Below are 23,128 nucleotides of genomic sequence, written 5' to 3' on the forward strand. Positions count from 1 at the left end.
GAAGGAGTAGCCCCCATCATGACCGACGACCTGTCCGTACCTGCCCGGCGGGCGCGGACGCCGGCGCGTGAGCGCGCCCTCCTGTCCCTGCTGGCCGCACTGACCGAGGGCCTGCCGCGGCATCTGGCCGATGAGGCGGCCTGCAGGTTCGACCCCGAACTGCACACCGGCCCCGACGCCTTCACCGAGGAACCGGCCGAAGAGCGCGCGGCGCGGGAGCAGGTGGCCCGCGAGGTGTGCGCCGACTGCCCGGTACGCGTCTCGTGCTTGTTCTACGCCCTGGACGCCCGCCCCGCCGAGGGCGTGCTGGCGGGATTGACCCCCGCGGACATCGCCGCCCTCACCGCCCCCGAAAGCGCCGCCAGCACATCACCCCTGGAGGTGGCCTGATGCCCAGCACACCGACCCACACCACCGAGCCGCGGCGCCACAGTCGAGTCAACGCCGTCGTCAGCATCCACCACCCGCGCGCCGACGAGATGAGCCTGCAGACCAGCAGTAGCGACCCGAACGCGCTGTATCTGACCCTGTCGCAGGCCCCCGCGTGGTTCTGCCTCGGCCTGGCCAGCGCTGACCTGGAAGCCGAGATCGCCGCCATGCAGCGGTTGTCCGCCCTGGCCGCCGAGGCTGCCGACAAGCTCCGCGCCCAGCACGCGGCTGCACGCCAGAAGGCGGCGTGATGTCGAGCCCCCGCCCTGCCCGCCCGGCCTGTCGGATCACGTTCGTGCCGGCCGATGGCCACCCGGAGATGGACTGTGTCCGGACCGGCTTCCACGGCCCGTTTCATGCCAGCGCCACCCACACCTTCACCTGTGTGCCCGGCGGCGCGCTGGTCAAGCCTAAGCACCCGGCCGCCCGGAAGGGCAGGTGAACCGAAATGCCGTCGCACACCTCCACACGCTGCCGAGAACCGGCGTCCGACTGCGACCGGCGCCCGCTGCGGCTGCCCGACGCCGGCGCGTATCCCACGCTGGCCAAGGTCGCCGAGGGCCGCCCGTATGAGCAGGTGGCGGTGGAGTTCATCGCGTCCCGACCGACCACCCGCCGCGGCCTGTCCCGCGTGGTGTTGAACCCTGGCGTGATCAACGACGACGCTGAGGAGTTCTTCGCCTGGGGGTATTGCTGGCTGCTGGCCGCGGCCCTGCACGAGGCCAGCGGCTGGCCGTACGGGCTGGTGGAACGGCAGCGGGAGAGCAGCTGGGAGTGGACGCACGCCGGGGTGATCACCCCCGGCGACCGGTTCCTGGACATCCGCGGCTGCCACGATCGGGGCGGTCTGAGCGCGCTGTTGACCGTCGCCTACGGCGTGCCGGCGCGCGTTCGAGCCGGCAGCTTCGCCGATCTGTGCCAGGCCATGGGCCTGGCCGCCGGCACCGCGCCCGACTGGTGGCTGGGCCTGCTGGCCGACCCGATTCTCACCGACACCGTCCGCTACTTCGCTGCGCGCCTGCTGCAGGCGTGCCTGCCAACGCCGCCGGCCGCGCCTGACCGCACTGTTCACGTGACGTCGGCGGCTACGCGCTGCCGCGCCGCGTGGGCGCCTGCCTTGACTGCGTTGAAGGGAGCGCCGCATGAACACGACTGAACGCATCGGCAAGGCCATCGAGATAGCCGTCGAGTGCGGCCGGTTCGACGGAAGCCATCACAAGATGTGGGTCATCGATCAGATGCTCCGCATCCTCACCGATTGCCCAATCATCACCCGGTCCGCCACCGACGCGGCCGGCCGCCCCTACACCTATGAGGCGTATGGGGAGAACGACGCCTACCGGCAGGCTGTCAACACCGGCGACCAGCACTGGTTTGCCTGGGATGTGGGGGTGGCACCCTGATGACCACCTCCTCCTATTGGGACGCCAAAGCCGCTCGTACGGTGGCAGCGGCCGACGCGGAAACCCGGCTGGCTGAAGCCGAGGCAACGCGCGCCGAGACGATGCTGCGCGTCCAGACGCAGCGCCTGGCGTTGCAGGCGCAGCAGGATGAGCACGCCGACCAGGCCCGCACGCGCCGCCTGGAGACGCAAGCCAGGGCGCGGCGGGAACGTCGCGCCGAGCGTGAGCGGCGCCGCAGGGAAGGCCGCCAGCGGCGCCGGCACACCATCGAGGCCGTCGCCGGCGCCGTGGGCGAGTGGGCGCCGTTGCTGGTCGGTGGGGTCGCGATGGGCGCTCCGATCGCCATTGCCTGGGATGGCCAACTGCAGTTCGGTCAGGCCGTCATGCGTTTGGGGGCGCTGGCTGCGGCGGTGCCGGTCGCGCTGGAGGGCAGCGCCTGGTATCTGGCCTGGCTGACCCACAAGGCGGTGCAGGCTGACCGGCCGACCGGCCGACTCCGTCTGTGGACGTGGCTGCTGGCGCTGATGGCCGCGTCCATGAACCTGTGGCACGGCATCACCGGTGCGGAGTTCGGTGCGGACGGGTTGCAGGTCGGCATCGTGCGCGGTCTGGCCTCGCTGCTGGGGGTCGGGCTGTGGGAGTTGACCGTGATGGCCCGCCGCCAGCGCAACGCCGGCCGGTCGCTGGCCGAACTGCGCACGGTGTTGTGGCGGCGGCTGCGCTACCCGCGCCTGTCCTGGCAGGCCGCCGGCATCCTGGCCGCCCGCGGCCCGGCCTGCCGCGCGGACGAGGCGTGGCTGGCGGCCTGGATCGACCGCTACGGCCTCGGCCCCGACGCATCCCGACCCGAACGCCGCCTCGCCCGCCGCATCATCCGCCGTCAAGCCCGCAAGGATCGCCAAGCGGTCAAGGCGGGACGGCTGTCCATGGTGGGCGGGTTGGTGCTCGGACGAGCGATCCCGATCATCATCCCCGACCGCCCCGGCACGCCCACCCCGGCGACAGCATCCCCGGTGGTGCCCGCCGTGTCGATCGACGTGGTTCGCATCGATCCTGGCGCCCGTCGATCGCCCAAGCGGCGGCCCGCGTCGATCGATCGACCCGTACGGGCATCGATCGAGCCCGTGGGAGGTGATAGCGATCGGGCTCCCCGTCGATCGATCGCCGAGCATCGCACGATCCTGCAGCGGTTGATCGGGCGCGGAGTGCTCACCGCGCAATCCACCGCCGAAGACATCCGCAAGACGCTGCGGTGCGCCCCCAGGACCGCCGCGGCGCTCAAGAAGGAACTCACCCAGGAGGTGAGCAGATGAGCCGTCGCCAAGCCTCCAAGCCTGATGTTTGGACGCTTTTCCCGGTAGCGGCACTGATCAGCTTCGCCGGATGGGTCGTCCACATGGCCGCGAACGACGACCCGATGGCCGTCATGCTGTGTGTCACGCTGTTCCTGGCCGCGGTGTGGAAGCTGTGCCGCAGGTATCACGAGATCCGCCGCAACATCGACAACGCCAGTGCCGGGCGTCGGCTGCGGGAGGACCTGTCCGAGCGGGGGCCGCGATGAGCCGGCGCCGCACCCTCACCGAAGCGCTGGTAGGCGCACTGTTCACGGTGGCCGCGCTGTCGGTCGCAACCGGCCTGTTGGTGGCCACCATGACGCCGTGGCCGCGTGAGCTTGCGCTATGGCTGTCAGGCGCGGTCGCCGGTCTGGTGGCCGGTCCGCCGGTGCGCGGGTGGCTGGCCCTGGTCGCTGCCCGGTTGGCCGGCAAGCCCGCCATGACGCGGCGCCGTACCGGCCGCACGACTGTACGGCGGGGGCGGTGACGGGTGATGACCGACACCGAACCTCCCGTCTACGTGATCACCGACGCCCCACCGCCCCGCGCCCTCGCCGCCTCTACCTCGATGTTCGCCCGTGGGGTGCGGCTGGCCGGCCGTGCGCTGGTGGCGGTGTTCGCGCTGGTGGTGGCGCGCTGGCTACTGACGGCTGAGGCGTTCGACGGCTGGCGCTGGCTCATCGGCGCCGCCCTGCTGGCCTGGCTGTGCCGGCCGTGGCTGGCCGGCGCCTGGCGGGTTGCCGGGTTGGTGTTCGGCGCTGCGGATGCGCTGATCTCGGCCTGGCTGGGCACCCGCCGCCTCGGCTACGTGGCCGCGCTGCTGCGCGCGGCCACCCGCACACCCCCCACCCCCAAGCCCAACCCCGACCTTGCTCCTGATTCGCCTGCCGAGAGGCGCCGGACGGAAGGAACGTCATGAGCGATCAGCCCGCCAAGCCCGGCCGCAGCCGGATTCCCGAGCTGTCGGCCATCCCCTGGCAAGGCCCTTCGGCGATCACCCGCTACGCCCAGGTGGGCCGTCAGCTCGCCCGCGATCTGGCCGAGGAGTTCGCCGTGGGCAGCGATGAGCTGTATGCGGTGCTCGTCCGCAGTTTCAAGGGGCACCCGGTGCTGGCCGTGTTCGGCGCCCCGGACGTCAAGCTGCGCGCCCGGCGCGTGGTCAAGCGCCTGCAGCGCGCCGCCGAACTGCAAAAGGGCGCCGGGGTGGAGCTGGTGAAGTTCCACGCCCAGTTCCGCAAGGAGTTCGTGGACATGCTGCCGCAGGCCAAACCGGACAAGCGGCGCTCGGAGTTCAACTGGAATGAGGACACCTGATGCCCCGCCCCGCATCCACCACATCGCAGCCGCCCGCGGTGCTGCCCGCCACCCCAGACTCCTCCTCGTGGGAGCAGGTGGCCACCCGCGAGGTTTCCAAGGCGCTGCTGTACTTCCCGCCCTGGCTGGTCGGCTTGCTGCTGTTCGGTCTCGGCTTCGTCTTCCACGTCACCCTGGCCAGCGATGACCCGCAGGTCAGCGCCTGGACCACCGCTGCGATCATCACGTGCGTGCTGGTGCTGACCGCGTACACGTGGAAGCAGTCGCACGCCCGCAGCCTCACCGGCCGTGCCCACACCACGCTGACCACGCTGGCCGCCGGGTTGTGGGTGTGCGCGGCCACCATCGACGGCCCCACCTCGACCGTGACCGGCCGCGCCATCTTGATCGGTGGGGTGGCGTTCGCGCTGTCGTTCAACATCCGCACCGTCATCCGCGTCAAGAACATCGACGTCAACGCGGCCGTCGCCGACCCGCTGGCGTTCTTGTTCAACCGCGGCGCCGAAAAGGCCGGCATGCCCGCCGTACAGGCGCGCACCATCCAGGCCACCGCGCACAAGGTGACCGGCGAAGTACAGATGGCGGAAGGCCGGCAGATCGCCGACGACTTGCAAAAGAAGGTGCCCTACATCGAGTCTGGCATCGGCCTGCCGCCCGGATCGATCACCACCGCGATCGATCCAGACGACGCCAGCAAGGCCAAGGTGATCATCTCCGATGCGCGGGTGATGAAGCATCCGATCGCCTGGCCCGGCCCCTCCCGCGTCGGCGTCAGCATCGCCGAACCGCTGCGCCCCGGCCTGTGGCAAGACCTCGACGACGTCGAATACATCATCATCGGTCACCACCTGCAGTTCATGGGTAAGACCGGCTCGGGCAAGTCCATCGGCGGCGCCTGGAACTTCCTGGCCGAGATCGTCACCCGCCGCGACGTGGCGGTGTTCGCCGTCGACATCACCAAGGGAGAACAGACCCTCGGCCCGCTCAAGGCCGCCCTGCACCGGTTGGAGACCAGTAAAGACGGCGCCCGCGCCCTCATCTCGCAGATGTTCGAGAAGATCAAGCCGCGCACCGATCTGCTGGCCGGCAAGGGCCTGCAGAAGTGGGTCGAGGGCTGCGGTCTCACGTATTGGGTGCTATGGCTGGAGGAGTTCCCCGACATCTACGACGCCCTCACCGACAAGCAGCAAGACCAATTCCTTTCGCTGATCAAGGCCATCCGCTCCGCCGGCGGCACCGTCGTGCTGTCGCTGCAGCGCTCGGACTGGACCCAGATGCCCACCATCGCCCGCGGCCAGCTCGCCAAGATGTGCTTCGGTGTGGACTCGCCCGGCGATGCCAGCTTCGGCCTGACCGAGGCCCAGCAAGACGCCGGCTGCCGGCCCGAACTGTGGGACAACAAGCAGCCCGGCATGGCCTACCTGGACGCCCCGTCCATCCCCGAGGAGCGCATCGCCATGCCCCTGCGCACCTACGCCTGGGGACTCACCCCCACCGGCCAGTTCGACGACGAGATGGCCAACGCACAGATGCGCGCGCACGCCGCGGCCTTCCCCGCCATCCACAAGAAGGTGGATGCGATGACCGCGGCCCTGTCGCGCCTGGCCGCCGAAGCGCTGGCCAGCCCCACGCCGCTGCCCGCCATCAACAGCCCGACCGCCGACACCAACACCGACACCGACACCGACACCGATGACGACGATGAGGAGGTGCGCAACGTCGCCGCGGAGTATCTGACCAGTGACGACCCCGACCCGCAGGTATCGGCCGGCCTCGACGATGAGATCACCGACTTCCCCGAGGGCGAGCCGCCGCTGACCTTCGCCCCGCCCGCCCAGACCATGACCCCCGAGCAGCGCGGCGCCGTACTGATGCAACGCCTGCACGAGCTGTGGGACGGCGGCGCCCGTGATGTCGGCACCGGCGACTTCAAAACCATCTGGGACACCACCGATATCTCCCGCGCCTGGTTCCAGAAGCAGCTCAAGCGCCTGTCCGCAGCCGACGTCATCGGCCCCTACGACGACGACCGCAACCGCTACACCATGCCTGCCCGTCCCGAACTGCCCTAGCAGAGCAGGAGAGCGCATGCCCCAAGTCCGTGTCATGGGTGACGACCTCCACCATGTCGAACAGGTCGTCACCCTGCTGTTGCACCTCATCAACTCCGCACCTGCCCTGACCGCCGGCGACCCCACCCGGCTACACCATCGCGGCGGCGGTGGGCGCATCGTCTTCGACGTCAACGCCACCACCCGCCCCGCGAGCGCCGAGCGGCCCGAACAGGTCCGCGCCGAACGCATCGACAACCAAGGCGCCCGGCCACCACGCCGTACGCCGCGCCGGCGCGCGCTCCCACCCGCCTAACGCCGGCACCCCCTTTCATGATCTCGTGGCCCCCTCGTTGGGGCCACGGGCGGGGGCTGGGGGAGGGATATACAGGTCAAAGCCAGGGCCACGCCCCGTGGCCCCCACCGTGGCCCCCGCGTGGCCCCCCGTCGTGGCCCTCCCTCGGCCCCCTCGCTCGACGGCCGTGGCCCCTGTCGTGGCCCCACCTGCAAGATCGAAAACTTTCGCGGCCCGCATCCCACGCGCAGCCGCGCGTAAGCCTGCCCGCAACCCCCGTCCAGCAGTCCGGAAGGACCCTGACCATGAACCCACTCACACTCAACCCCGCCCAATGGCGCGTGCTGACCTACCTGGCCGCCCACGGCACCAGCCGGGCCGGCATCCGGGCCGACGTGCTTCACGACATGTGCCAGGCCATCCCCGCGGACCTGATCGTGCTGGCCGACGCCGGCCACATCGCCGGCCACATGCACGGCGACAACGCCCGCCCGGTGCCGAGCGTCGTCATCACCGCCCGCAACCCCCGCAAACTGCGCATCCACCTCACCCGCCCCGGCCAAAGGGCCGCCACCACGCTGGACGCCTGCTACCGCGCCCTGCGCCACCTGTACGCCTACGGCCTCGCACCCGATCGCGCGCTGCCCCTGGCCAGCCTGTACGGCGAGGCCGGCACACATCCCGACACCCTCACCCACCTCCAGCGGCACGGCCACCTCGACATCACCCCCGGCCCCTACCTGGCCTGGAACACCGGCGGCTACCCCCACCTGTACGGGCCGCCACGCACCGCCGGCCGCTACGGCTGCGACCCCTGCCTGAGTTGCGGCAACCCCCCGCCGCAGGGCGCAACCATCTGGGTCAACAGCTACGGCGACCTGCACTGTGACCCCTGCGCTCGCCGCAACGCCGGCCAGGCGCCCACCGCCCTGGCCGCGCTCACCAGCCTCGGCTACCGCTACGCCCTGCCCAGCCACCTGCAGGTGCAGTCATGACCGGCGCATCATCCGTCTTCGACCTCCTCGCCCTCATCGCCACCACCGCCACCATCGTCGGCCTCGTGGTCGCCGGGCTGGTACTCGGCTACCGCTACAGCCTCAAACGCCACCCCTACGTCTACTGCCGCCGCTGCAACGGCACCGGCGCGCGCCGCAGCCGCATCTACGCCCACTCCTTCGGCATCTGCCCGAACTGCGACGGCAGCGGCCACCGGCTGCGGCTGGGCGCCCGGCTGCTCAACGTTCGCTAACCACCGGCATGGCAGACCCTCGCGACCTACGAAAGCAAGGCCCCTGACCGGCCCACCTTCTGAAAGGACGCCGCCCCATGTCCGGCGCCACCGTGATGACCATCATCGGCAACCTGACCGACGACCCCCAGATGCACTACACCCAGACCGGCGCGGCGGTGGCGAGCTTCACCATCGCCTCCAGCGAACGCCGCTACAACAAACAGGTAGAGCAGTGGGAAGAGGGCGATGCCCTGTTCATGCCCTGCAGCGCCTGGCGCGACCTCGGCGAACACGCCGCCGAATCCCTCACCAAGGGCACACGCGTCATCGCCTCGGGACGCGTGCGCACCCGCACCTACGAAACCGGCGAGGGCGAGCGCCGCACCGTCACCGAGATGACCGTCGAGGACATCGGCCCCTCCCTGAAGTTCGCCACCGCCCAACCCCACAAGGCAGCCCGCACCGGCAACAACAACCACGCCCGCGGGTTTGATGTCGGACCCGGCGACCCGTGGGCCAACGACGAGCCGCCGTTCTGACCCCACACCGACTCGGCCTCGGCGACAAGCCGGCCAAGCACCCCTGCCGAGGCCGCGACCCCTCCCGCTCCTCCCGCCCCGCCCTCTCCCATCCCTCGACCCTTTTAGGAACGGACCTGCCATGACAGCCACTCGTCACCTCGGCGACGATCACCCGCTGGCCGCGGCACTGGACGCCTACCGCCGCCGCCAGCAGCACCACCATGACCAGGACATGGCCATCCTCGCCCGCCTCGGCGGTGAGCTGCGCGAGGTCCTGACCCGCATCGACCTCACCCCCGTGGGCGGCATCTGCGCTGACGCCGCCGAGTCCGTCTCAGCGCTCATCGCCGACCTCGTCTCGGACAGCGACGACGACGGCAGAGAACTCACCCGCCGCGTCTGGGTGCAAAACCAGCGCGGCCACCTGCGCATCCTGACCGGCACCGCCGCCACCCCGATCTGGCGCGCCCGCCTCAGCACCGACTTCGGCCCCGAATGGCGCGAGCTGACCACCGATGACGACCTCCTGGCCGCCATCGGCAAAGCCCTCATGCACGACCCCTGGAACGACGACGAGCAGCCGGACCCGCCGCCCACCCACTACGAACTCGCAACCGCGGTCCTGAGCCCCACCCGATTGTCGAACGAACCGGCCCTTTCCTTGGACGTCGCTGAGATCTGCGACACGCTGACCGCGCTCACGCACGCCGTACTGGCCGTGGTCGAACAGATCGCCGCCGGCCGAAGCGCATGAACAGGCGCCGGATGCGGCCTCGGCGACAAGCCACCAAGCACCCCGCCGAGGCCGCGCCCTTCCGATCACAGCGAAAGGCGACCCCAGCATGACAGCCACCCACCCCGGCAACCAGACCCGCCACCACCACACCCCGCTACCGCCCCAACCCCCCGCCACCGCCCCGCTCGCACTGCGCACTGCGGCGCGTGCGACCGATCTGCGGCCTGGGCACGCCGTCCGTATCGCCGGCTACGGAACCCTGCCCGTGGCAGCAGCCGCGGCCCCGGTCGCGGCGCCGTTGATCGCGGTTCGGCTCGGCTGGGCCGGCCTGTCCCTGATCGTGCACCCGACTACCCCGTTGGACGCCCTCACCCACCACGGCGCCGCGCTCTACCGCATCTGGCAGTGCCACCACTGCCACGGCACCGGACAGTGGCAACCCGAGCGAAGGACGACGTCCCATGGGGGGCATTGACCTGACCAGCCAAAGCACGCCGCGCGCCCGCTTCTACCTCGGCACCCATCAACCCCACTGGCTAGAACGGGTCGATATCCCGCTGTTCGTCAGCCACCGCCAACTCGCCCGCCGGCCGCGCCGCCGTCAGCTCGCGGCGCGCTGCCGCTGGGCGCTGGACTCCGGCGGCTTCACTGAGCTGGCCCTGCACGGACGATGGATCACCCCGCCAACTGTCTACGCCGAGGCCGTCGCCACCTACGCCGAAACCATCGGCGGCCTGGACTTCGCCGCGCCCCAAGATTGGATGTGCGAGCCGGTCATGCTGGAACGCACCGGCCTGAGCGTGGCCGAGCATCAAGAACGCACCGTCGCCAACTACTTGCTGTTACGCCAGATCGCACCCGGCCTGCCGTTCATCCCGATTCTGCAAGGCTGGCATCTGACCGACTACCTGTCCTGCATCGATCTGTACGCCTCAGCCGGCGTCCGGCTGGCCGACCTACCCCGCGTGGGCCTGGGCTCGATCTGCCGTCGCCAGTCAACGGCCGAAATCGCGTTCATCGTCGCCATCCTGGCTGGCCGCGGTCTGCGCCTGCACGGTTTCGGCGTCAAAACCGGCGGCCTCAACCAGTACGGCAAGCACCTGGCCTCAGCCGACTCACTCGCCTGGAGCTACGCCGCCCGCCGCCAACCACCGCTGACCGGCCACCCCCACAAGAACTGCGCCAACTGCCTGCCGTATGCCCTGGCTTGGCGCGAGCGCGTCCTGGCCCACCTGGACGCAGCCACCCACCAGCAAGACCTCTTCGACCTCCTCGCCGAAGGACAGGCCGCATGACCACCGACCTTCGCGAAAGCGTTCCTACCGCCGCTCACCTCACCGGTGATGCGTCGCATTCCGCCGGCGCAACGCGACGCATCACCGACCACAACGCGTCGTGTTCCACCGCGGCGCGAGCCGACGCATCCCGTCAGAATGCGCGACAGTGCGCGTGGTGTGAGCAACCGATCCCCGGCACCGCCCGGCGTGATGCGGTGTGCTGTTCGGTGCGCTGCCGGCAAGCACGCCACCGCTTCCTACGCACGGTCGGCACCACGCCAGCCGTCGCGCCCGGCCGCACGCTACGGCTGGCCTACGCCGATCCGCCCTATCCGGGCAACGCCCGCTTGTATCGCGGGCATCGCGACTACGCCGGCGAAGTAGACCACCCTGCCCTGATCGCCCACCTGGCCACCTATGACGGGTGGGCGCTGTCCACCTCGGCCGCCGCCCTTCCCACGGTGCTGGCGCTGTGCCCGCCCGGCGTACGCGTGGCCGCCTGGCATCGCGGTGAACGCCCCACCGCCAGTCGCTGGCCGCTCAACGCCTGGGAACCAGTCATCTACACCCAGGGCCGGCCGAACGATCCGTCGCGCAGGACCTGCGCTACGCGGCGGGTCGATTCCCTGGTACACGGCATCTCCGCAATGACCACACTGCCCGAACGCGTGATCGGCGCCAAACCGGCCGCGTTCTGCCGCTGGGTCTTCGACCTCCTCGGCGCACAAGCCGGCGACAGCCTCGACGACCTGTTTCCCGGCTCCGGCGCCGTCAGCCGAGCATGGGCAGCCTTCACCACCACCCCGAACCCGTCGCACCTGGCCGCGGCCGACGCGTCGCACCCAGCTGGACGCGACGCATCAGCCGAAGTCCAGCCGTCGCACCCGCCGGCGCACACGACGCCTCCCCTCCACAACGCTGACACCGAGCTGACCAGGAAGGAAGCATGACCGTCTCGACCACGCAAGCGGCTGTAGCCTCGGCCCTGGACCACATCGCGGCGGGTCGCGCTGTCTTCCCCTGCGTTCCGGGCGGCAAGCGGCCCGTTGGTCACCTCGTTCCCAACGGCTTCCACGACGCCAGCACCGACATTGAGTTGGTGCGGGCTTGGTGGCGGCGATGCCCCCACGCCAACCTCGCCATCTCCACCGGAACCGGCTCCTTCGACGTCCTGGACGTCGATGTCAAGCCCGCCGGCACCGGCTACCCGGCGCTGCGCCGCCTGCACGCCGCAGGACTGCTGCCCCCACCCCTACTGGTCGTAGACACTCCCTCCGGCGGCCTGCACTGCTACTACCGCGGAACCAGCCAGCCCTGCGGCGCGCTGCGTGATCACTTCCTGGACTTCAAAGCCACCGGCGGCTACGTGCTCACCCCACCCAGCACCGTGGCCGGCCGACCCTACCGACACCGGTCGCGCCCGACCTCAATAGGACACCAACTCAATTGGAGCGCCATCCGTAGCTTCCTGCTTCCACCCAAGCCCGCCACCCACAGCCCCCGCCCCCCAGAAACGACCGCAACGGCCGCAGTGACGGCACCCGACGCCGGCGTCGCCGGCTTGGCCCGCTGGCTGGCCACCCAACCCAAAGGCAACCGCAACCGCGGCCTGTTCTGGGCCTGCTGCCGCGCCGCGGAAAACGGCGCCACCCTGCCCGACCTCGCCCCCCTCATCGAAGCGATCACCGCTCAAGGACTGGACCCCCACGAAGCCCACCGCACCGCCGCCGACGCCCTACGCACCAGCCAAGGGGCCACATGAAGCGCACACCAGGGGAGAGCCGCATGAACCACCCGCCAGACGGCGCCGCCCTCCTCGACCAACTCCGCGAGGCCCTGACCCGCTACGTGATCCTGCCCTCGCCCGAGGTCGCCGACGCCGTCACCTTGTGGATCGCCGCCAGCCACGCCCAAACCGCCATGGCCCACGCACCCCGCCTGGTCATCCGCGGCCCCGAGAAACGCTGCGGCAAAAGCAGGCTCCTCGACATCGTCGAGGCCACCTGTCACGACCCGTTCATCACCGTCAACTCCACACCACCGGCCGTCTACCGCTCCATCGGCGCCGACCCGCCCACCATCTTGGTCGATGAGGCCGACACCATCTTCGGCCCCAAAGCAGACGGCAACGAAGACCTACGCGGCCTGCTGAACGCCGGCCACCAGCGCAACCGGCCCGCCAAACGCTACAACGCCAACGCCAACCGGGTGGAGTCCATCCCCACCTTCGCCATGGCCGCCCTCGCCGGCATCGGCGCCATGCCCGACACCATCGAAGACCGCGCCGTCATCGTGCGCATGCGCCGCCGCGCCCCCGGCGAGAAGACCGCCCCCTACCGCTTCCGCCGCGACCGGCCACCCCTGCGCGAGCTGGCCACCGCCCTCAACCAATGGCTGCGCGCCGACCTCAAACGACTGGAGGAAGCCGAACCCGCCATGCCCGTCGAAGACCGCGCCGCCGACACCTGGGAACCCCTGGTCATCATCGCCGACCACGCCGGCGGCACCTGGCCCGACCGCGCCCGCGCCGCCGCCCTCGCCCTCACCGCCGAAGCCGACGACAACGGCACCCCCTCCACCGGCTTGCGCCTGCTCACCGACTGCCGACAAGCGTTCGGCCCCGACACCGCCCTGCCCACCGCCACCCTGCTAGACCGGCTCAAAGCCAACCCCGAATCAGGGTGGGCCGACTACGGACCCACCGGGCTGACCGCCATGAAACTCGGCGCCCTGCTCCGCGAATACGACATCCGATCCTGCAACATCCGCTTCCCAGATGCGCCACAGGGCAAGGGCTACCAGCGCGCCGATTTCCTCGACGCCTGGGCCCGCTACTGCCCCGCCGTCGAAGCCGTCCCAACCGCCGATGTGCTCCCCTTCGAGGGGGGTACCCGTCCCAGCCGTCCCAGCCTCATTTCCCCAGCTCAACGCGGGACGGCTTGAAACCTGGGACGGCTCAAGCCGTCCCACCCAAAAAGCCGTCCCAGGGCTGACCAGCCAAAACGAGGCTGGGACGGCTGGGACGGCTACCCCCCTCACAACCCGCCAACAGGCCCCGGCGACAAGCCGCCAAGCACCCCGCCGAGGCCCCCGCTCCGCATCGATCACACCGCATGGAAGGTCCATCACAACCATGACGACGCGTGCGAAAAGCCTGCTCACTATTGCCGAGGTTCTCGACGAAATCGACGTACCTAAGTCCACCTTCTACCGCTGGCTTCACACCGGACGTGGCCCCCGGTCCCTCAAACTCCCCAACGGCAAGCGTAAGATCCGCCGCGCCGACCTAGAGACCTGGCTCCGCGGCTGCGAACAATCCGCAGCCTAGGAGGACCAGCATGGAGTCTCTGGACGTCATCATCTGGAACATCCGTCAACGCAGCGGACGAGCAAAGCCGTACGAGCTCCGTTGGAAGGTCGGCACCGAGCCGAAGTCCAAATCCTTCATGACTCACGCTCTGGCTGATCACTTCCGCGCCAACCTACTCAAGGCCGCCAAGAAAGGCGAAGCCTTCGACACGATTACCGGGCTCCCCGCGTCCACGCTAAAGCCCGAAAAGCTCAACCTGAGCTGGTACGACTTCGCGCGAAAATACGTCGCCATGCGATGGAAGGCGGCCGCCGCAAAAACCAGGGAGAGCATCGTTGACAGCCTCATCGTCGCCACCTTCGGACTGCTGACCGGCGAAGCTGCCGGCCTACCAAAGAAGAACCTCAGAGCTGCCCTGCAATGGGCCCTCATCCCACGAGAAGACACCGAGGCTCCGCCGCCGCCACTAGAAAACGCCGTCCGACTTCTACGGAAAGGCACACTGGCCGTACATGAGCTGAGCGACCCCATCGTCGCACGCCGCGTATGCGATGAACTCACGCTCACCCGCGAGGGCGGACCTGCCGCGGCTGATACCGCAGCCCGGCGCCGCCGAGGTCTGAACACCGCTCTCGCCTACGCCATCGATCTGGGCGAACTGTCCGAGAACCCGCTCGAGCAAGTCAAGCAAAAGAAGATCGCGCGAGACAACAGTGTTGACCGTCGCTGCGTGATCAACCCCCGACAAGCGGACGAGCTTCTTATCTGCCTCTCCTACGTCGGAAGCTGGCACCGAGGCCGAGGTCGCCGCCTGGTCGCCTTCTTCGCCACGCTCTACTACGCAGGTGTACGGCCCGCAGAGGCTGTTGGACTCCGAAAGTCCGACTGTCATCTACCAGAGAAGGGATGGGGGCTGCTCACACTCGAAATCACCCGCCCAAGCAGCGGCAAACAGTGGACCGATAACGGCACCGTTCACGACCAGCGCGGACTCAAACAGCGCGAAGAACGCGCCGTTCGACTCGTCCCGATTCCCCCGGAACTGGTGGCCATCCTGCGCGCCCACCTGGAAGAGTTCGGCACCGCCCAAGACGGCAGGCTCTTCCGCAACGAGCGCGGCGGCGTACTCGGCGCCTCCACCTACTCGCGCGCCTGGGAAGAAGCGCGACGCCTCGCCCTGACGCCGCAGCAGGTAGCCTCACCGCTCGCCGGCCGGCCGTACGACCTGCGGCACGCGGCTTTGTCCACATGGCTCAACGCCGGCGTTGAGCCCACCGTGGTAGCAGAGCGCGCAGGCAACAGCGTCGGAGTACTGCTCAAGCGCTACGCCAAATGCCTGGACGGCCGAGACGAGCAAAACAACCAGCGCATCGCCGCTGCACTCCAAGCGTGACCTAGCCCGGCCCGTCGCTGGCCCACGGCTGGCCCACAACCAGCGAGCGCCAATGAGAACGGGCGGGACTCCATGAGACTGGAGACCCGCCCGATTCCGATATGTTCACCCTGGTCAGCGCCTGAAATAGCTGATCAAGATTGGTGTGCCCCCTGTAGGATTCGAACCTACGCACCCGGCTCCGGAGGCCGGTGCTCTATCCCCTGAGCTAAGGGGGCTCCAACGGGTCACAAGGCTATCAGCATCCCGCCACCACTCGGCACACGATAAAGCTCCGGGCACACATCCATCGAAAACCGCACGTGACCACCCCACTAGGAGTTAGCTTCGTGGCCGTGGGTGAGGTTCTGGGTAGGGTGCTGGTGGTTGATGATGACGAGGTCATCAGGCAGCTCATCGCGGTCAATCTGACCCTGGAGGGGTTCGAGGTGGAGACCGCCACCGATGGGGAGGACTGCCTGGAGCGGGTTCGGGATGTCATGCCCGATGTGGTCACCCTGGATGTGATGATGCCGTGTCTGGATGGGTGGGTTACGGCGCATCGGTTGCGGTCTGAGGAGGAAACCAGCCACATCAAGGTGGTGCTGATCACGGCCCGGGCCCAGGAGGATGATCGTCGGCGGGGCTTGGGGATCGGGGTCGATGCCTATTTGACCAAGCCGTTCGATCCGGCGGAGTTGATTCAGGTGGTGCGGGATCTGGCTGCTCGGGCGCGTACGCCCGGGGGCTAGGCGCCGGGGATCAGGTGGCGGGCGCGGGCGGTGGCGGCGGCCTGGGTGCGGGTGGAGGCGTCGAGTTTGGCCAGGATGTTGGAGACGTGCACGCTGACCGTCTTCTGGGCGATGAACAGGCGTTCTGCGATCTCCCGGTTCGTCAGTCCTTCGGCTACCAGGCTGAGGACTTCCAGTTCGCGGGCGGTCAGTGAGCCTGCTGTGGTGGGTGTGGTGAAGCGGGCTCGGCGCCCGAATTCGTCCAGGGCCGACAGGAGCGGGGTGGCCTTCAGGGCCGTCGCGGCGTCGCGGGCGAGGGTCCAGGTGGTTTGGGCGGAGTCGCGGTCGCCGGTGGCGAGTTGGGCTTCGGCCAGGCGCCAGCGGGAGCGGGCGGTTTCGTAGACGAAGCCGTAGTCGAATGCCTCCACTACCGATTGCCAGAGGGGCACGTCGTGGTGGCCGTTCACGCGGGACCACTCCGCTTCCACGCGCAGGGCCCAGGCGCGGCCTTCCAGGCCCATGGGGCCGCGGCCGCCGTCGGGGCCGGCCACGGCGGTGCGGGCGCGCCTGCGGAGGTCGTCGGCTTCGTCGGTACGGCCCAGCTCGGCCAACGCCCAGAGGCCGGTGGCGCAGATGCGCAGGTTGCCGGGATCGGCGGGGATGAGTTTGGCCAGGCACGCCTGTACGTGTTCCCAGGCGGTGGCGGGATCGCCCTTCCAGAGGGCGTCTTCCGCGGCCATGCCGCGGGACATGTAGGTGGCCAGTTCGCTGGTCCAGAAGGGGCGGAGCCAGTCGAGGCGGGATTCGGCGGCGGGCAGGCCGCGGGCCACCTCGATGAACAGGGCGAAGGACGACAGGATCGCCTCGGGCAGGGTGCCGACCCGGGCGCCGAAGGTCGCGGCGAGGTGTTCGGCGGCGTCCCATTCGCCGGCCACGTAGTGGATGAGGAAGCGCAGGAACCGCAGGTCGGTGCCGTACGTGCTCCACTTCAGCCCGGCTTCCTCCGCCATCCTGATGCCGGATTCCGTGACGGTGGCGGCACGGGTGAGCTCTCCCTGTTCATACAGGAGGCGGGCGCGGGCGAACTGGGCGCGCAGGTCCATGGCGAGGTCGCCGGAGCTGTGGGAGGCGGCCTGTTCGTAGCTGGCGGACGCGGCGGTGAAGTCGCCTTCCAGTTCGGACAGCATGGCGAGGACGATCAGGGCGCTGATCTCGGCGTCGGCCACGCCGGCGGATCGGGCGACGTCCAGGGCGCGGCGGGCCAGGGGGGCGACTTCGGTGTGCCGTTCGGTCCAGGCGAGGGAGCGGGCCGTGGTGGCCAGCGCGCGGGCCAGTTGGGCGGGGGTGGTGGCGGTTTCGATCGCGGCGTCGCCGGCTTGGACGGCGGCCTCGTCCTGGCCCAGTTCGGCCAGGTAGTAGGACAGGCGTTCATAGACCGGGGACATGGGCGGCAGGACGCGGAGCTGGGCCACGGCGCGGTGGTTGTCGCCGCTGTCGGCGGCCATGATCGCGCTGCGGAAGGCGAGGTCGCCGCGGCTTTCGCGGGCCAGTTCGGCGGCGTCGGGAACGCGTTCCCACAGGCTGAGCGCCTGGTCGTAGTGGCGGTGGGCCTCGGCGGGGGCGCCCAGGCGTTCGGCCTCCCTGCCGGCCTCGGCGGAGGCGCGCAGCGCGCCGGCCAGGTCGTGCCCGGCCAGGTGGTGGTGGGCCAGCTCGGCGGGTGAGGTCAGGAGGGCGGCGAAGGCGGCGTGGAGCCGGGTACGTTCGCCGGGCAGCAGGTCTGTATAGACGGTCTCCTGCAGCAGGGCGTGCCGGAACGCATAGCCGTACCCGTCGACGCGCATGAGCCCGCGCGAGACGATCTCGCGGACGGCCTCCTCGAAGTCGGCGAGAGGGAGGCCGGAGACCTCGCGCAGCAGCACGTCCTCGACGCGCCGGCCGGCGACGGCGGCGGCGCGCAGCACGCGCTGGCCGGGCTCGGACAGCAGCTCGACCCGGGACATCAGCAGGCTGGCCAGCCCGTCGGGGAACGTCTCGCCCTCCGACAGGGCGGCGTACAGCTCCTCGGCGTAGAAGGGGTTGCCGTCGGCGCGGTGGACGATCTCCCAGAGCTCCCGCCCGTCCATCTCACCCAGAGTCGCGACATAGTCGGAGATCTCGTCGGTCGCCATCGGCCCCACCTCGACCGACGTGACCGAAGGCAGCCGCTTGAGCTCGGCCAGCACGGACCGCAGCGGATGCCGCCGATGCAGGTCATCCGTCCGGTATGTCCCGACCAGGCACACCCGCTCCGTCTGCAGCATGCGGCTGAGGAAGACCAGCAGGTCCCGGGTGGAGCGATCTGCCCAATGCAGATCCTCGATGACGAACAGGACAGGCTGCACCGCCCCCAGCAGCCCCAGCAGCGACCCGAACAGCCGCTGCTGCGTCAGGCCGGTCGAGGGCGCGATCTCCCCACCGGGCAGGAGCTGCTCGAGCACGGGCCGCTCGGCGATGGCCGCCCGCAGCGCGGGGTCGGCGCCGCGCAGTGCGTCGGCGAGGGGGAGGTACGGCAGGGCGTCGCCAAGCTCGGCGCACTGCCCGATGAGCACGTTGAAGCCCCGCTCCCGCGCTTGCGCGACCAGCTCGGAGGCCAGGCGCGTCTTGCCGATGCCGGCATCGCCACCGAGGAGCGCCACCCCGGCGGTGCCGTCGCCGGCGATCTCGAGCACACGAAGGAGTTTCCGCAGCTCAGCCGAGCGCCCGATGAGAAGGCCGTTCACCTCAGCAACTCTATATGTCGAGGAATGGCGATTTATCGCACCGATCTCTAGCCATCACCGAGCTCTAGCCATCGCCGAGCTGTGGCTGTCGTGGGTGAAGGGCCCGCGGTCAACTCCGCGGTGCGTGGCGTGGTGGGTTCCGCGGCGGTGCGTGGCGTGGTGGGTTGTGCGGGTGGGTTGTGCGGGGGTGGGTTCCGCGGGTGGGTTGTGCTTGGGTGGGTTGTGCGGGGTGGTGTCTGCTTGGGGTGGCGTCAACCCCCCATCCAGTACGGCAGGCCGCCCCCAAGCCACCCGCCGACGCGGGCGGGCGCAGGTCGGGGGGATCGCTTCTCACGTCGGACGCACGCGCCGCCGCAACGGCCCACATATACCCCCGAAGTGGTCCACGCTTTGCCATGGCCAAACCGGACAAAGGAAACACTGCTGGAGGAAGGGCCAGTGAGATAGCAGAGGGAGCACCGATGGATGGTGCACTGGAGAGAACCGGGCGCGGTCCTGAGCCCGCGAAGCTGACGCTGACGATCAACGGCGTGACCACCGCGATCGAGATCGAGCCGCGCGTGAGCCTGCTGGACACGCTGCGCGAGTATCTCGATCTGACCGGTACGAAGAAGGGCTGTAACCAGGGCGCGTGCGGCGCGTGCACGGTCTGGGTGGATGGTCGGCGGGTGGTGTCGTGTCTGACGCTGGCGGTGAGCTGCGAGGGCAGGGAGATCACCACGATCGAGGGTGTGCGCGATCATCCGATGCAGGAGGCGTTCCTGGCCTGTGACGCGCTGCAGTGCGGGTACTGCACGCCTGGCCAGATCATGTCGGCGATCAAGCTGCTGGAGGAGGGGCACGCGGGTGACGACGCGGAGATCGCCGAGTGGATGAGCGGGAACATCTGCCGCTGCGCCGCGTACCCGCACATCCGGCAGGCGATCAAGGAGGTGCGCGACGGTGCACGGCATTAGTTACGCGCGGGTCGCGGATCTGCGGGAGGCGCTGGCCGAGGGGGCCGATCCGGACAGCCGGTTCCTGGCCGGCGGGACGACCGAGGTGGACATGCTGCGCATCGGCGTGGCCCAGGAGAAGCGGCTGGTCGACATCAACGACCTGCCGCTGAACCAGATCGAGGAGCTGCCGGGCGGCGGCCTGCGGCTGGGTGCGCTGGCGCGGATGAGTGACGTGGCGGCGGCGCCGGTGGTGCGGGAGCGGTTCCCGATGGTGGCGCAGGCTCTGGAGCTGGGTGCTTCGGCGCAGCTGCGGAACATGGCGTCCATGGGCGGCAACATGATGCAGCGGGTGCGCTGCGCCTACTTCCGCGAGACGGCGATGCCGTGCAACAAGCGGGAGCCGGGCTCCGGCTGTGCCGCCGAGGGCGGGTTCCATCGGGGGCACGCGGTTCTCGGGACGAGCGAGTCCTGCTTCGCCACGCATCCGTCGGACGTCGCGGTGCCGCTGGTGGCGCTGGACGCGGTCATTCACCTGTCCAGCGCGAACCGCACTGCCGACGGCAGCGCGAACCGCACCGCCGACGGCAGCGCGAACCGCACTGCCGACGGCAGCGCGAACCGCACCGCCGACGGCAGCGCCAACGGCAGTGCGAACCGCAACGCCAACGGCAGTGCGAACCGCAACGCCAACGGCATCGCGAACGGCGCTGCGCACGGGACACGGTCGATGCCGCTGGAGGACTTCTTCCTGCTGCCGGGTGACACGCCGGAGCGGGAGCACCCGATCGAGCACGGCGAGCTGATCACCGCGATCGAGGTTCCGGCGGCGCCGGTGGCTCGCCGGTCGCTGTATCTGAAGGTGCGCGATCGTGAGTCGTACGAGTTCGCGCTGGTCTCGGCGGCCGTCGCGGCCGCCGTCGAGAACGGGATGATCACCGACATCAGGCTGGCCCTGGGCGGCGTGGCCACCAAGCCGTGGCGGGCCAGGACGGCGGAGCGGCACCTGATGGGCGGGCCCGCCACCAGGGAGGCGTTCGAGGCCGCCGCCGCGGCCGAGATGGCGCAGGCGGTGGGCCGGCCGCAGAACGCGTTCAAGATCGAGCTGGCCAAGCGCACGATCGTCCGTGTCCTGGAAAGGGTGTGCGTGAGGGGGAGCGGGTCATGACCGCGCTGATCGGCGAGCCCGTCACCCGGGTGGACGGCCGGGCCAAGGTCACCGGGGCGGCCAAGTACACGGCGGAGATCCTGCTGCCCGGCATGCGGCACGCGGTCATCGTCGGGTCGGAGATCCCAGCGGGCCGGGTGACCGGGATAGATCCCACGCAAGCGCTGGCCGAGCCGGGAGTCCAGGCCGTACTCACCCACGAGGACCTGCCGAAGATCGCCAACCAGCCGGTGCTGACGCTGTCGCTGGCGGGGACGATCGCCGACGGGCAGAGCTTCTTCCCGATGCAGGATCCGGTCATCCACTACGCCGGGCAGCCGGTGGCGATCGTGGTGGGCGAGACGCTGGACGCCGCCACCCGCGGCGCCGAGCTTGTCCGCATAAATTACGAAAAATCCGAAAAAACCATCACCGTCATCGACCAAGGCCGCGACCAGGCGTACATCCCGGAGCGCATCCTGGCCGGTCTCGCCCCGGGGCAGATGAGCCGCGGCGACGTCGCCCAGGGCCTGGCCCAGGCCGAGCTCACCGTGGAGGGCACGTTCACCTTCGCCGCCAACCACCACAATCCCATAGAGATGTCGGCCTCCGTGGCCTCGTGGGACGGCGACCAGCTCACGCTCTGGGACGCCACCCACGGGCCGACCGCCACCCAGATGACGGTCGCGCACCTGCTCGGCGTCCCGGTCTCGCGGATCCGGGTGATCACCCACTTCGTCGGCGGCAGCTTCGGCGCCAAGGCGATGATCTGGGCACACCCGACACTCGCCGCCATGGTGGCAAAAATCGTGAACAGGCCGGTGAAGCTGGCCCTCACCCGCGAGCAGATGTTCACCTCCTGCGGCCTGCGCGAGGACAACGAGCAGACCATCACGCTCGGCGCCACCGCGGAGGGCAGGCTGACCGCGATCCGCCACCACAAGCTGTCGATCACCTCGGCCTACGACGACTGGGCCGAGCCCGCCCTCAGCGGCTCCGGCGAGTTGTATGCCTGCGACAACTTCGACGCCGCCTACCACCTGATCAAGGGCAACACCATGACGCCCACGTTCATGCGGGGGCCGGGGGAGGCGGCGGGCCTGGCCGTACTGGAATGCGCGATGGACGAGCTGGCGGAGAAGGCCGGGCTCGACCCGATCGAGCTGCGGCTGCGCAACCACACCGACGTGGATCCGAACAGCGGCAAGCCGTACTCCAGCAAGGGCCTGAAGGAGTGCTACGAGCGCGGCGCCGAGCTGTTCGGCTGGGCGCGGCGCGACCCGCGCCCGCGCTCGCAGAGGGACGGCGACTGGCTGATCGGGACCGGCATGGCCACCGCGCTGTATCCGGTATATCCGCTCATGAACCCGCAGCGGGCCCGCGCCCGCCTGTACGCCGACGGCACGGCGGTCATCCAGATCGCCGCCGCCGACATCGGCACCGGGTCGGCCACGATCCTGACCCAGATCGGCGCCGAAGGGCTCGGCCTGCCGCTCGACCTGGTCAGGGTGGAGTACGGCGACACCGACCTGCCGTTCATGGCCGCCTCGGTGGGTTCCGCGGGCTCGACCGCGGGCGGCAACGCCGTCCACGTGGCCGCCACGGGGCTGCGCGATCAGCTCATCGCCCAGGCCGTCGCCGACGAGGGTTCGCCCCTGCACGGCGCCGACCCGGCCACGGTGACGGTCAGCGGCGGCGTCATGTCCGCGCGCGACGGCGCCAGTGAGAGCTACGGCCAGATGCTGAGCCGCGCCTTCGTCCCGGAGACCGAGTACCTGGGCAGCTACCAGCACAAGGTGCCGGAGGACTACGCGCTGCTGAACTTCGGCGCGCAGTTCGCCGAGGTGGCCGTGGACGCCGAGCTGGGCATCGTGCGGGTGCGCCGCCTGGCCGGGGTCTTCGCGCCCGGCCGGGTGCTCAACCGCAAGACCGCGCGCAGCCAGCTCATGGGCGGCATGTTCTGGGGGATGTCGCAGGCGCTGCTCGAGGCCACGCACATGGACCCGCGCTACGGCCGCTGGGCCAACCCGAGCCTCGGCGACTACCTGGTCCCGGTCAACGCCGACGCGCCCGAGGTCATGGTCGAGACCGTCGAGGTGGAGGACCGGGTCGTCAATCCGCTCGGGATCAAGGGCATCGGGGAGATCGGCATGGTGGGCATGGCCGCGGCCATCGCCAACGCCGTCCACCACGCGACCGGCAAACGCGTGAGATCCTTCCCGATCACCATCGAATCCCTGCTGTGAAGCCGGGGTGACCGGCGGGTGTAGCAGGATCTGAGGC

27 protein-coding genes and 1 tRNA gene are annotated in these 23,128 nt (G+C 69.9%); 26 read left to right on the forward strand and 2 right to left on the reverse strand.

What is annotated here, in order from left to right; genetic code table 11:
* Window positions 1–18 precede the first annotated feature (18 nt).
* The 22 genes from FVE25_RS26005 (at window position 19) to FVE25_RS26110 (ending at window position 15,294) form a co-directional block, all read left to right on the forward strand.
* Window positions 19–390 (forward strand): WhiB family transcriptional regulator, encoded by a 372-nt coding sequence (locus tag FVE25_RS26005; RefSeq protein ID WP_157249698.1) that lies wholly within the window; start codon window positions 19–21, stop codon window positions 388–390.
* Entirely contained in the window at window positions 390–680 is a 291-nt protein-coding gene (locus FVE25_RS26010; protein ID WP_157249699.1) for a hypothetical protein, read from the forward strand. The genes FVE25_RS26005 and FVE25_RS26010 overlap by 1 nt, the downstream gene beginning before the upstream one ends.
* Window positions 681–877: 197 nt before the next feature.
* Complete coding sequence (locus FVE25_RS26015; protein WP_157249700.1) at window positions 878–1,585, forward strand: hypothetical protein; 708 nt, start codon at window positions 878–880, stop codon at window positions 1,583–1,585.
* Window positions 1,572–1,832 carry a hypothetical protein gene (locus tag FVE25_RS26020; protein ID WP_157249701.1) on the forward strand — a complete coding sequence of 87 codons (261 nt, stop codon included), beginning with the start codon at window positions 1,572–1,574 and terminating at the stop codon, window positions 1,830–1,832. The genes FVE25_RS26015 and FVE25_RS26020 overlap by 14 nt, the downstream gene beginning before the upstream one ends.
* Entirely contained in the window at window positions 1,832–3,145 is a 1,314-nt protein-coding gene (locus tag FVE25_RS26025) for a DUF2637 domain-containing protein (RefSeq protein ID WP_157249702.1), read from the forward strand. The genes FVE25_RS26020 and FVE25_RS26025 overlap by 1 nt, the downstream gene beginning before the upstream one ends.
* Window positions 3,142–3,393 carry a hypothetical protein gene (locus tag FVE25_RS26030; protein WP_157249703.1) on the forward strand — a complete coding sequence of 84 codons (252 nt, stop codon included), beginning with the start codon at window positions 3,142–3,144 and terminating at the stop codon, window positions 3,391–3,393. Before FVE25_RS26025 ends, FVE25_RS26030 begins: the two co-directional genes overlap by 4 nt.
* Window positions 3,390–3,653 (forward strand): hypothetical protein, encoded by a 264-nt coding sequence (locus tag FVE25_RS26035; RefSeq protein WP_157249704.1) that lies wholly within the window; start codon window positions 3,390–3,392, stop codon window positions 3,651–3,653. Before FVE25_RS26030 ends, FVE25_RS26035 begins: the two co-directional genes overlap by 4 nt.
* 6 nt (window positions 3,654–3,659) lie before the next feature.
* On the forward strand, window positions 3,660–4,085 hold the full coding sequence (locus tag FVE25_RS26040; RefSeq protein ID WP_157249705.1) for a hypothetical protein: 426 nt from the start codon (window positions 3,660–3,662) through the stop codon (window positions 4,083–4,085).
* A complete protein-coding gene (locus FVE25_RS26045; protein ID WP_157249706.1) occupies window positions 4,082–4,480 on the forward strand; it encodes a hypothetical protein in 399 nt (132 codons plus the stop codon). The genes FVE25_RS26040 and FVE25_RS26045 overlap by 4 nt, the downstream gene beginning before the upstream one ends.
* Complete coding sequence (locus tag FVE25_RS26050) at window positions 4,480–6,552, forward strand: P-loop NTPase family protein (RefSeq protein ID WP_157249707.1); 2,073 nt, start codon at window positions 4,480–4,482, stop codon at window positions 6,550–6,552. The genes FVE25_RS26045 and FVE25_RS26050 overlap by 1 nt, the downstream gene beginning before the upstream one ends.
* 16 nt (window positions 6,553–6,568) lie before the next feature.
* A complete protein-coding gene (locus FVE25_RS26055; protein ID WP_157249708.1) occupies window positions 6,569–6,847 on the forward strand; it encodes a hypothetical protein in 279 nt (92 codons plus the stop codon).
* 284 nt (window positions 6,848–7,131) lie between these two features.
* A complete protein-coding gene (locus tag FVE25_RS26060; RefSeq protein ID WP_157249709.1) occupies window positions 7,132–7,821 on the forward strand; it encodes a hypothetical protein in 690 nt (229 codons plus the stop codon).
* Entirely contained in the window at window positions 7,818–8,075 is a 258-nt protein-coding gene (locus FVE25_RS26065; RefSeq protein WP_157249710.1) for a hypothetical protein, read from the forward strand. The genes FVE25_RS26060 and FVE25_RS26065 overlap by 4 nt, the downstream gene beginning before the upstream one ends.
* Window positions 8,076–8,152: 77 nt before the next feature.
* Window positions 8,153–8,596, forward strand: a complete 444-nt coding sequence (gene ssb, locus FVE25_RS26070; protein ID WP_157249711.1) for a single-stranded DNA-binding protein — start codon at window positions 8,153–8,155, stop codon at window positions 8,594–8,596.
* Between the two features lie 121 nt (window positions 8,597–8,717).
* Window positions 8,718–9,332 (forward strand): hypothetical protein, encoded by a 615-nt coding sequence (locus tag FVE25_RS26075; protein ID WP_157249712.1) that lies wholly within the window; start codon window positions 8,718–8,720, stop codon window positions 9,330–9,332.
* An 88-nt stretch (window positions 9,333–9,420) separates the two neighbouring features.
* Window positions 9,421–9,789: a hypothetical protein gene (locus FVE25_RS26080; RefSeq protein WP_157249713.1), complete on the forward strand. Its 369-nt coding sequence runs from the start codon at window positions 9,421–9,423 to the stop codon at window positions 9,787–9,789.
* Entirely contained in the window at window positions 9,776–10,609 is an 834-nt protein-coding gene (locus FVE25_RS26085; protein WP_157249714.1) for a deazapurine DNA modification protein DpdA family protein, read from the forward strand. Before FVE25_RS26080 ends, FVE25_RS26085 begins: the two co-directional genes overlap by 14 nt.
* Window positions 10,606–11,541 carry a hypothetical protein gene (locus tag FVE25_RS26090; protein ID WP_157249715.1) on the forward strand — a complete coding sequence of 312 codons (936 nt, stop codon included), beginning with the start codon at window positions 10,606–10,608 and terminating at the stop codon, window positions 11,539–11,541. The genes FVE25_RS26085 and FVE25_RS26090 overlap by 4 nt, the downstream gene beginning before the upstream one ends.
* Window positions 11,538–12,353, forward strand: coding sequence for a bifunctional DNA primase/polymerase (locus FVE25_RS26095; RefSeq protein ID WP_157249716.1), 816 nt, complete (start codon window positions 11,538–11,540; stop codon window positions 12,351–12,353). Before FVE25_RS26090 ends, FVE25_RS26095 begins: the two co-directional genes overlap by 4 nt.
* Before the next feature lie 23 nt (window positions 12,354–12,376).
* Complete coding sequence (locus tag FVE25_RS26100; RefSeq protein WP_157249717.1) at window positions 12,377–13,534, forward strand: DUF3631 domain-containing protein; 1,158 nt, start codon at window positions 12,377–12,379, stop codon at window positions 13,532–13,534.
* A gap of 190 nt (window positions 13,535–13,724) precedes the next feature.
* Window positions 13,725–13,919: a helix-turn-helix transcriptional regulator gene (locus FVE25_RS26105; RefSeq protein WP_157249718.1), complete on the forward strand. Its 195-nt coding sequence runs from the start codon at window positions 13,725–13,727 to the stop codon at window positions 13,917–13,919.
* A 10-nt stretch (window positions 13,920–13,929) separates the two neighbouring features.
* Window positions 13,930–15,294 carry a tyrosine-type recombinase/integrase gene (locus tag FVE25_RS26110; protein WP_157249719.1) on the forward strand — a complete coding sequence of 455 codons (1,365 nt, stop codon included), beginning with the start codon at window positions 13,930–13,932 and terminating at the stop codon, window positions 15,292–15,294.
* 146 nt (window positions 15,295–15,440) lie between these two features.
* On the opposite strand, the gene FVE25_RS26115 is transcribed toward FVE25_RS26110, so the two are convergent.
* A tRNA-Arg gene (locus tag FVE25_RS26115) sits at window positions 15,441–15,512 on the reverse strand.
* Between the two features lie 117 nt (window positions 15,513–15,629).
* On the opposite strand from FVE25_RS26115, the gene FVE25_RS26120 reads away from it, so the two are divergent.
* On the forward strand, window positions 15,630–16,025 hold the full coding sequence (locus FVE25_RS26120) for a response regulator transcription factor (protein WP_246267460.1): 396 nt from the start codon (window positions 15,630–15,632) through the stop codon (window positions 16,023–16,025).
* Here FVE25_RS26120 and FVE25_RS56400 read toward each other — a convergent pair.
* On the reverse strand, window positions 16,022–18,763 hold the full coding sequence (locus FVE25_RS56400; RefSeq protein ID WP_157249720.1) for an ATP-binding protein: 2,742 nt from the start codon (window positions 18,761–18,763) through the stop codon (window positions 16,022–16,024). The two genes, FVE25_RS26120 and FVE25_RS56400, sit on opposite strands and share 4 nt — an antisense overlap.
* Window positions 18,764–19,224: 461 nt before the next feature.
* On the opposite strand from FVE25_RS56400, the gene FVE25_RS26130 reads away from it, so the two are divergent.
* From FVE25_RS26130 to FVE25_RS26140, 3 genes are read left to right on the forward strand one after another with little or no spacing between them, the layout of a single operon-like run.
* Window positions 19,225–19,719, forward strand: coding sequence for a (2Fe-2S)-binding protein (locus tag FVE25_RS26130; RefSeq protein WP_181019716.1), 495 nt, complete (start codon window positions 19,225–19,227; stop codon window positions 19,717–19,719).
* The gene (locus tag FVE25_RS55405; protein WP_157249722.1) at window positions 19,706–20,866 is read left to right on the forward strand and encodes an FAD binding domain-containing protein; all 1,161 of its coding nucleotides are present in this window, start codon (window positions 19,706–19,708) and stop codon (window positions 20,864–20,866) included. The genes FVE25_RS26130 and FVE25_RS55405 overlap by 14 nt, the downstream gene beginning before the upstream one ends.
* Window positions 20,863–23,091 (forward strand): xanthine dehydrogenase family protein molybdopterin-binding subunit, encoded by a 2,229-nt coding sequence (locus tag FVE25_RS26140; RefSeq protein WP_157249723.1) that lies wholly within the window; start codon window positions 20,863–20,865, stop codon window positions 23,089–23,091. The genes FVE25_RS55405 and FVE25_RS26140 overlap by 4 nt, the downstream gene beginning before the upstream one ends.
* The last annotated feature ends 37 nt before the right edge of the window (window positions 23,092–23,128 follow it).

The organism is Nonomuraea typhae (genome assembly GCF_009760925.1).
In the GTDB taxonomy this organism is placed as follows: Bacteria; Actinomycetota; Actinomycetes; order Streptosporangiales; family Streptosporangiaceae; genus Nonomuraea; species Nonomuraea typhae.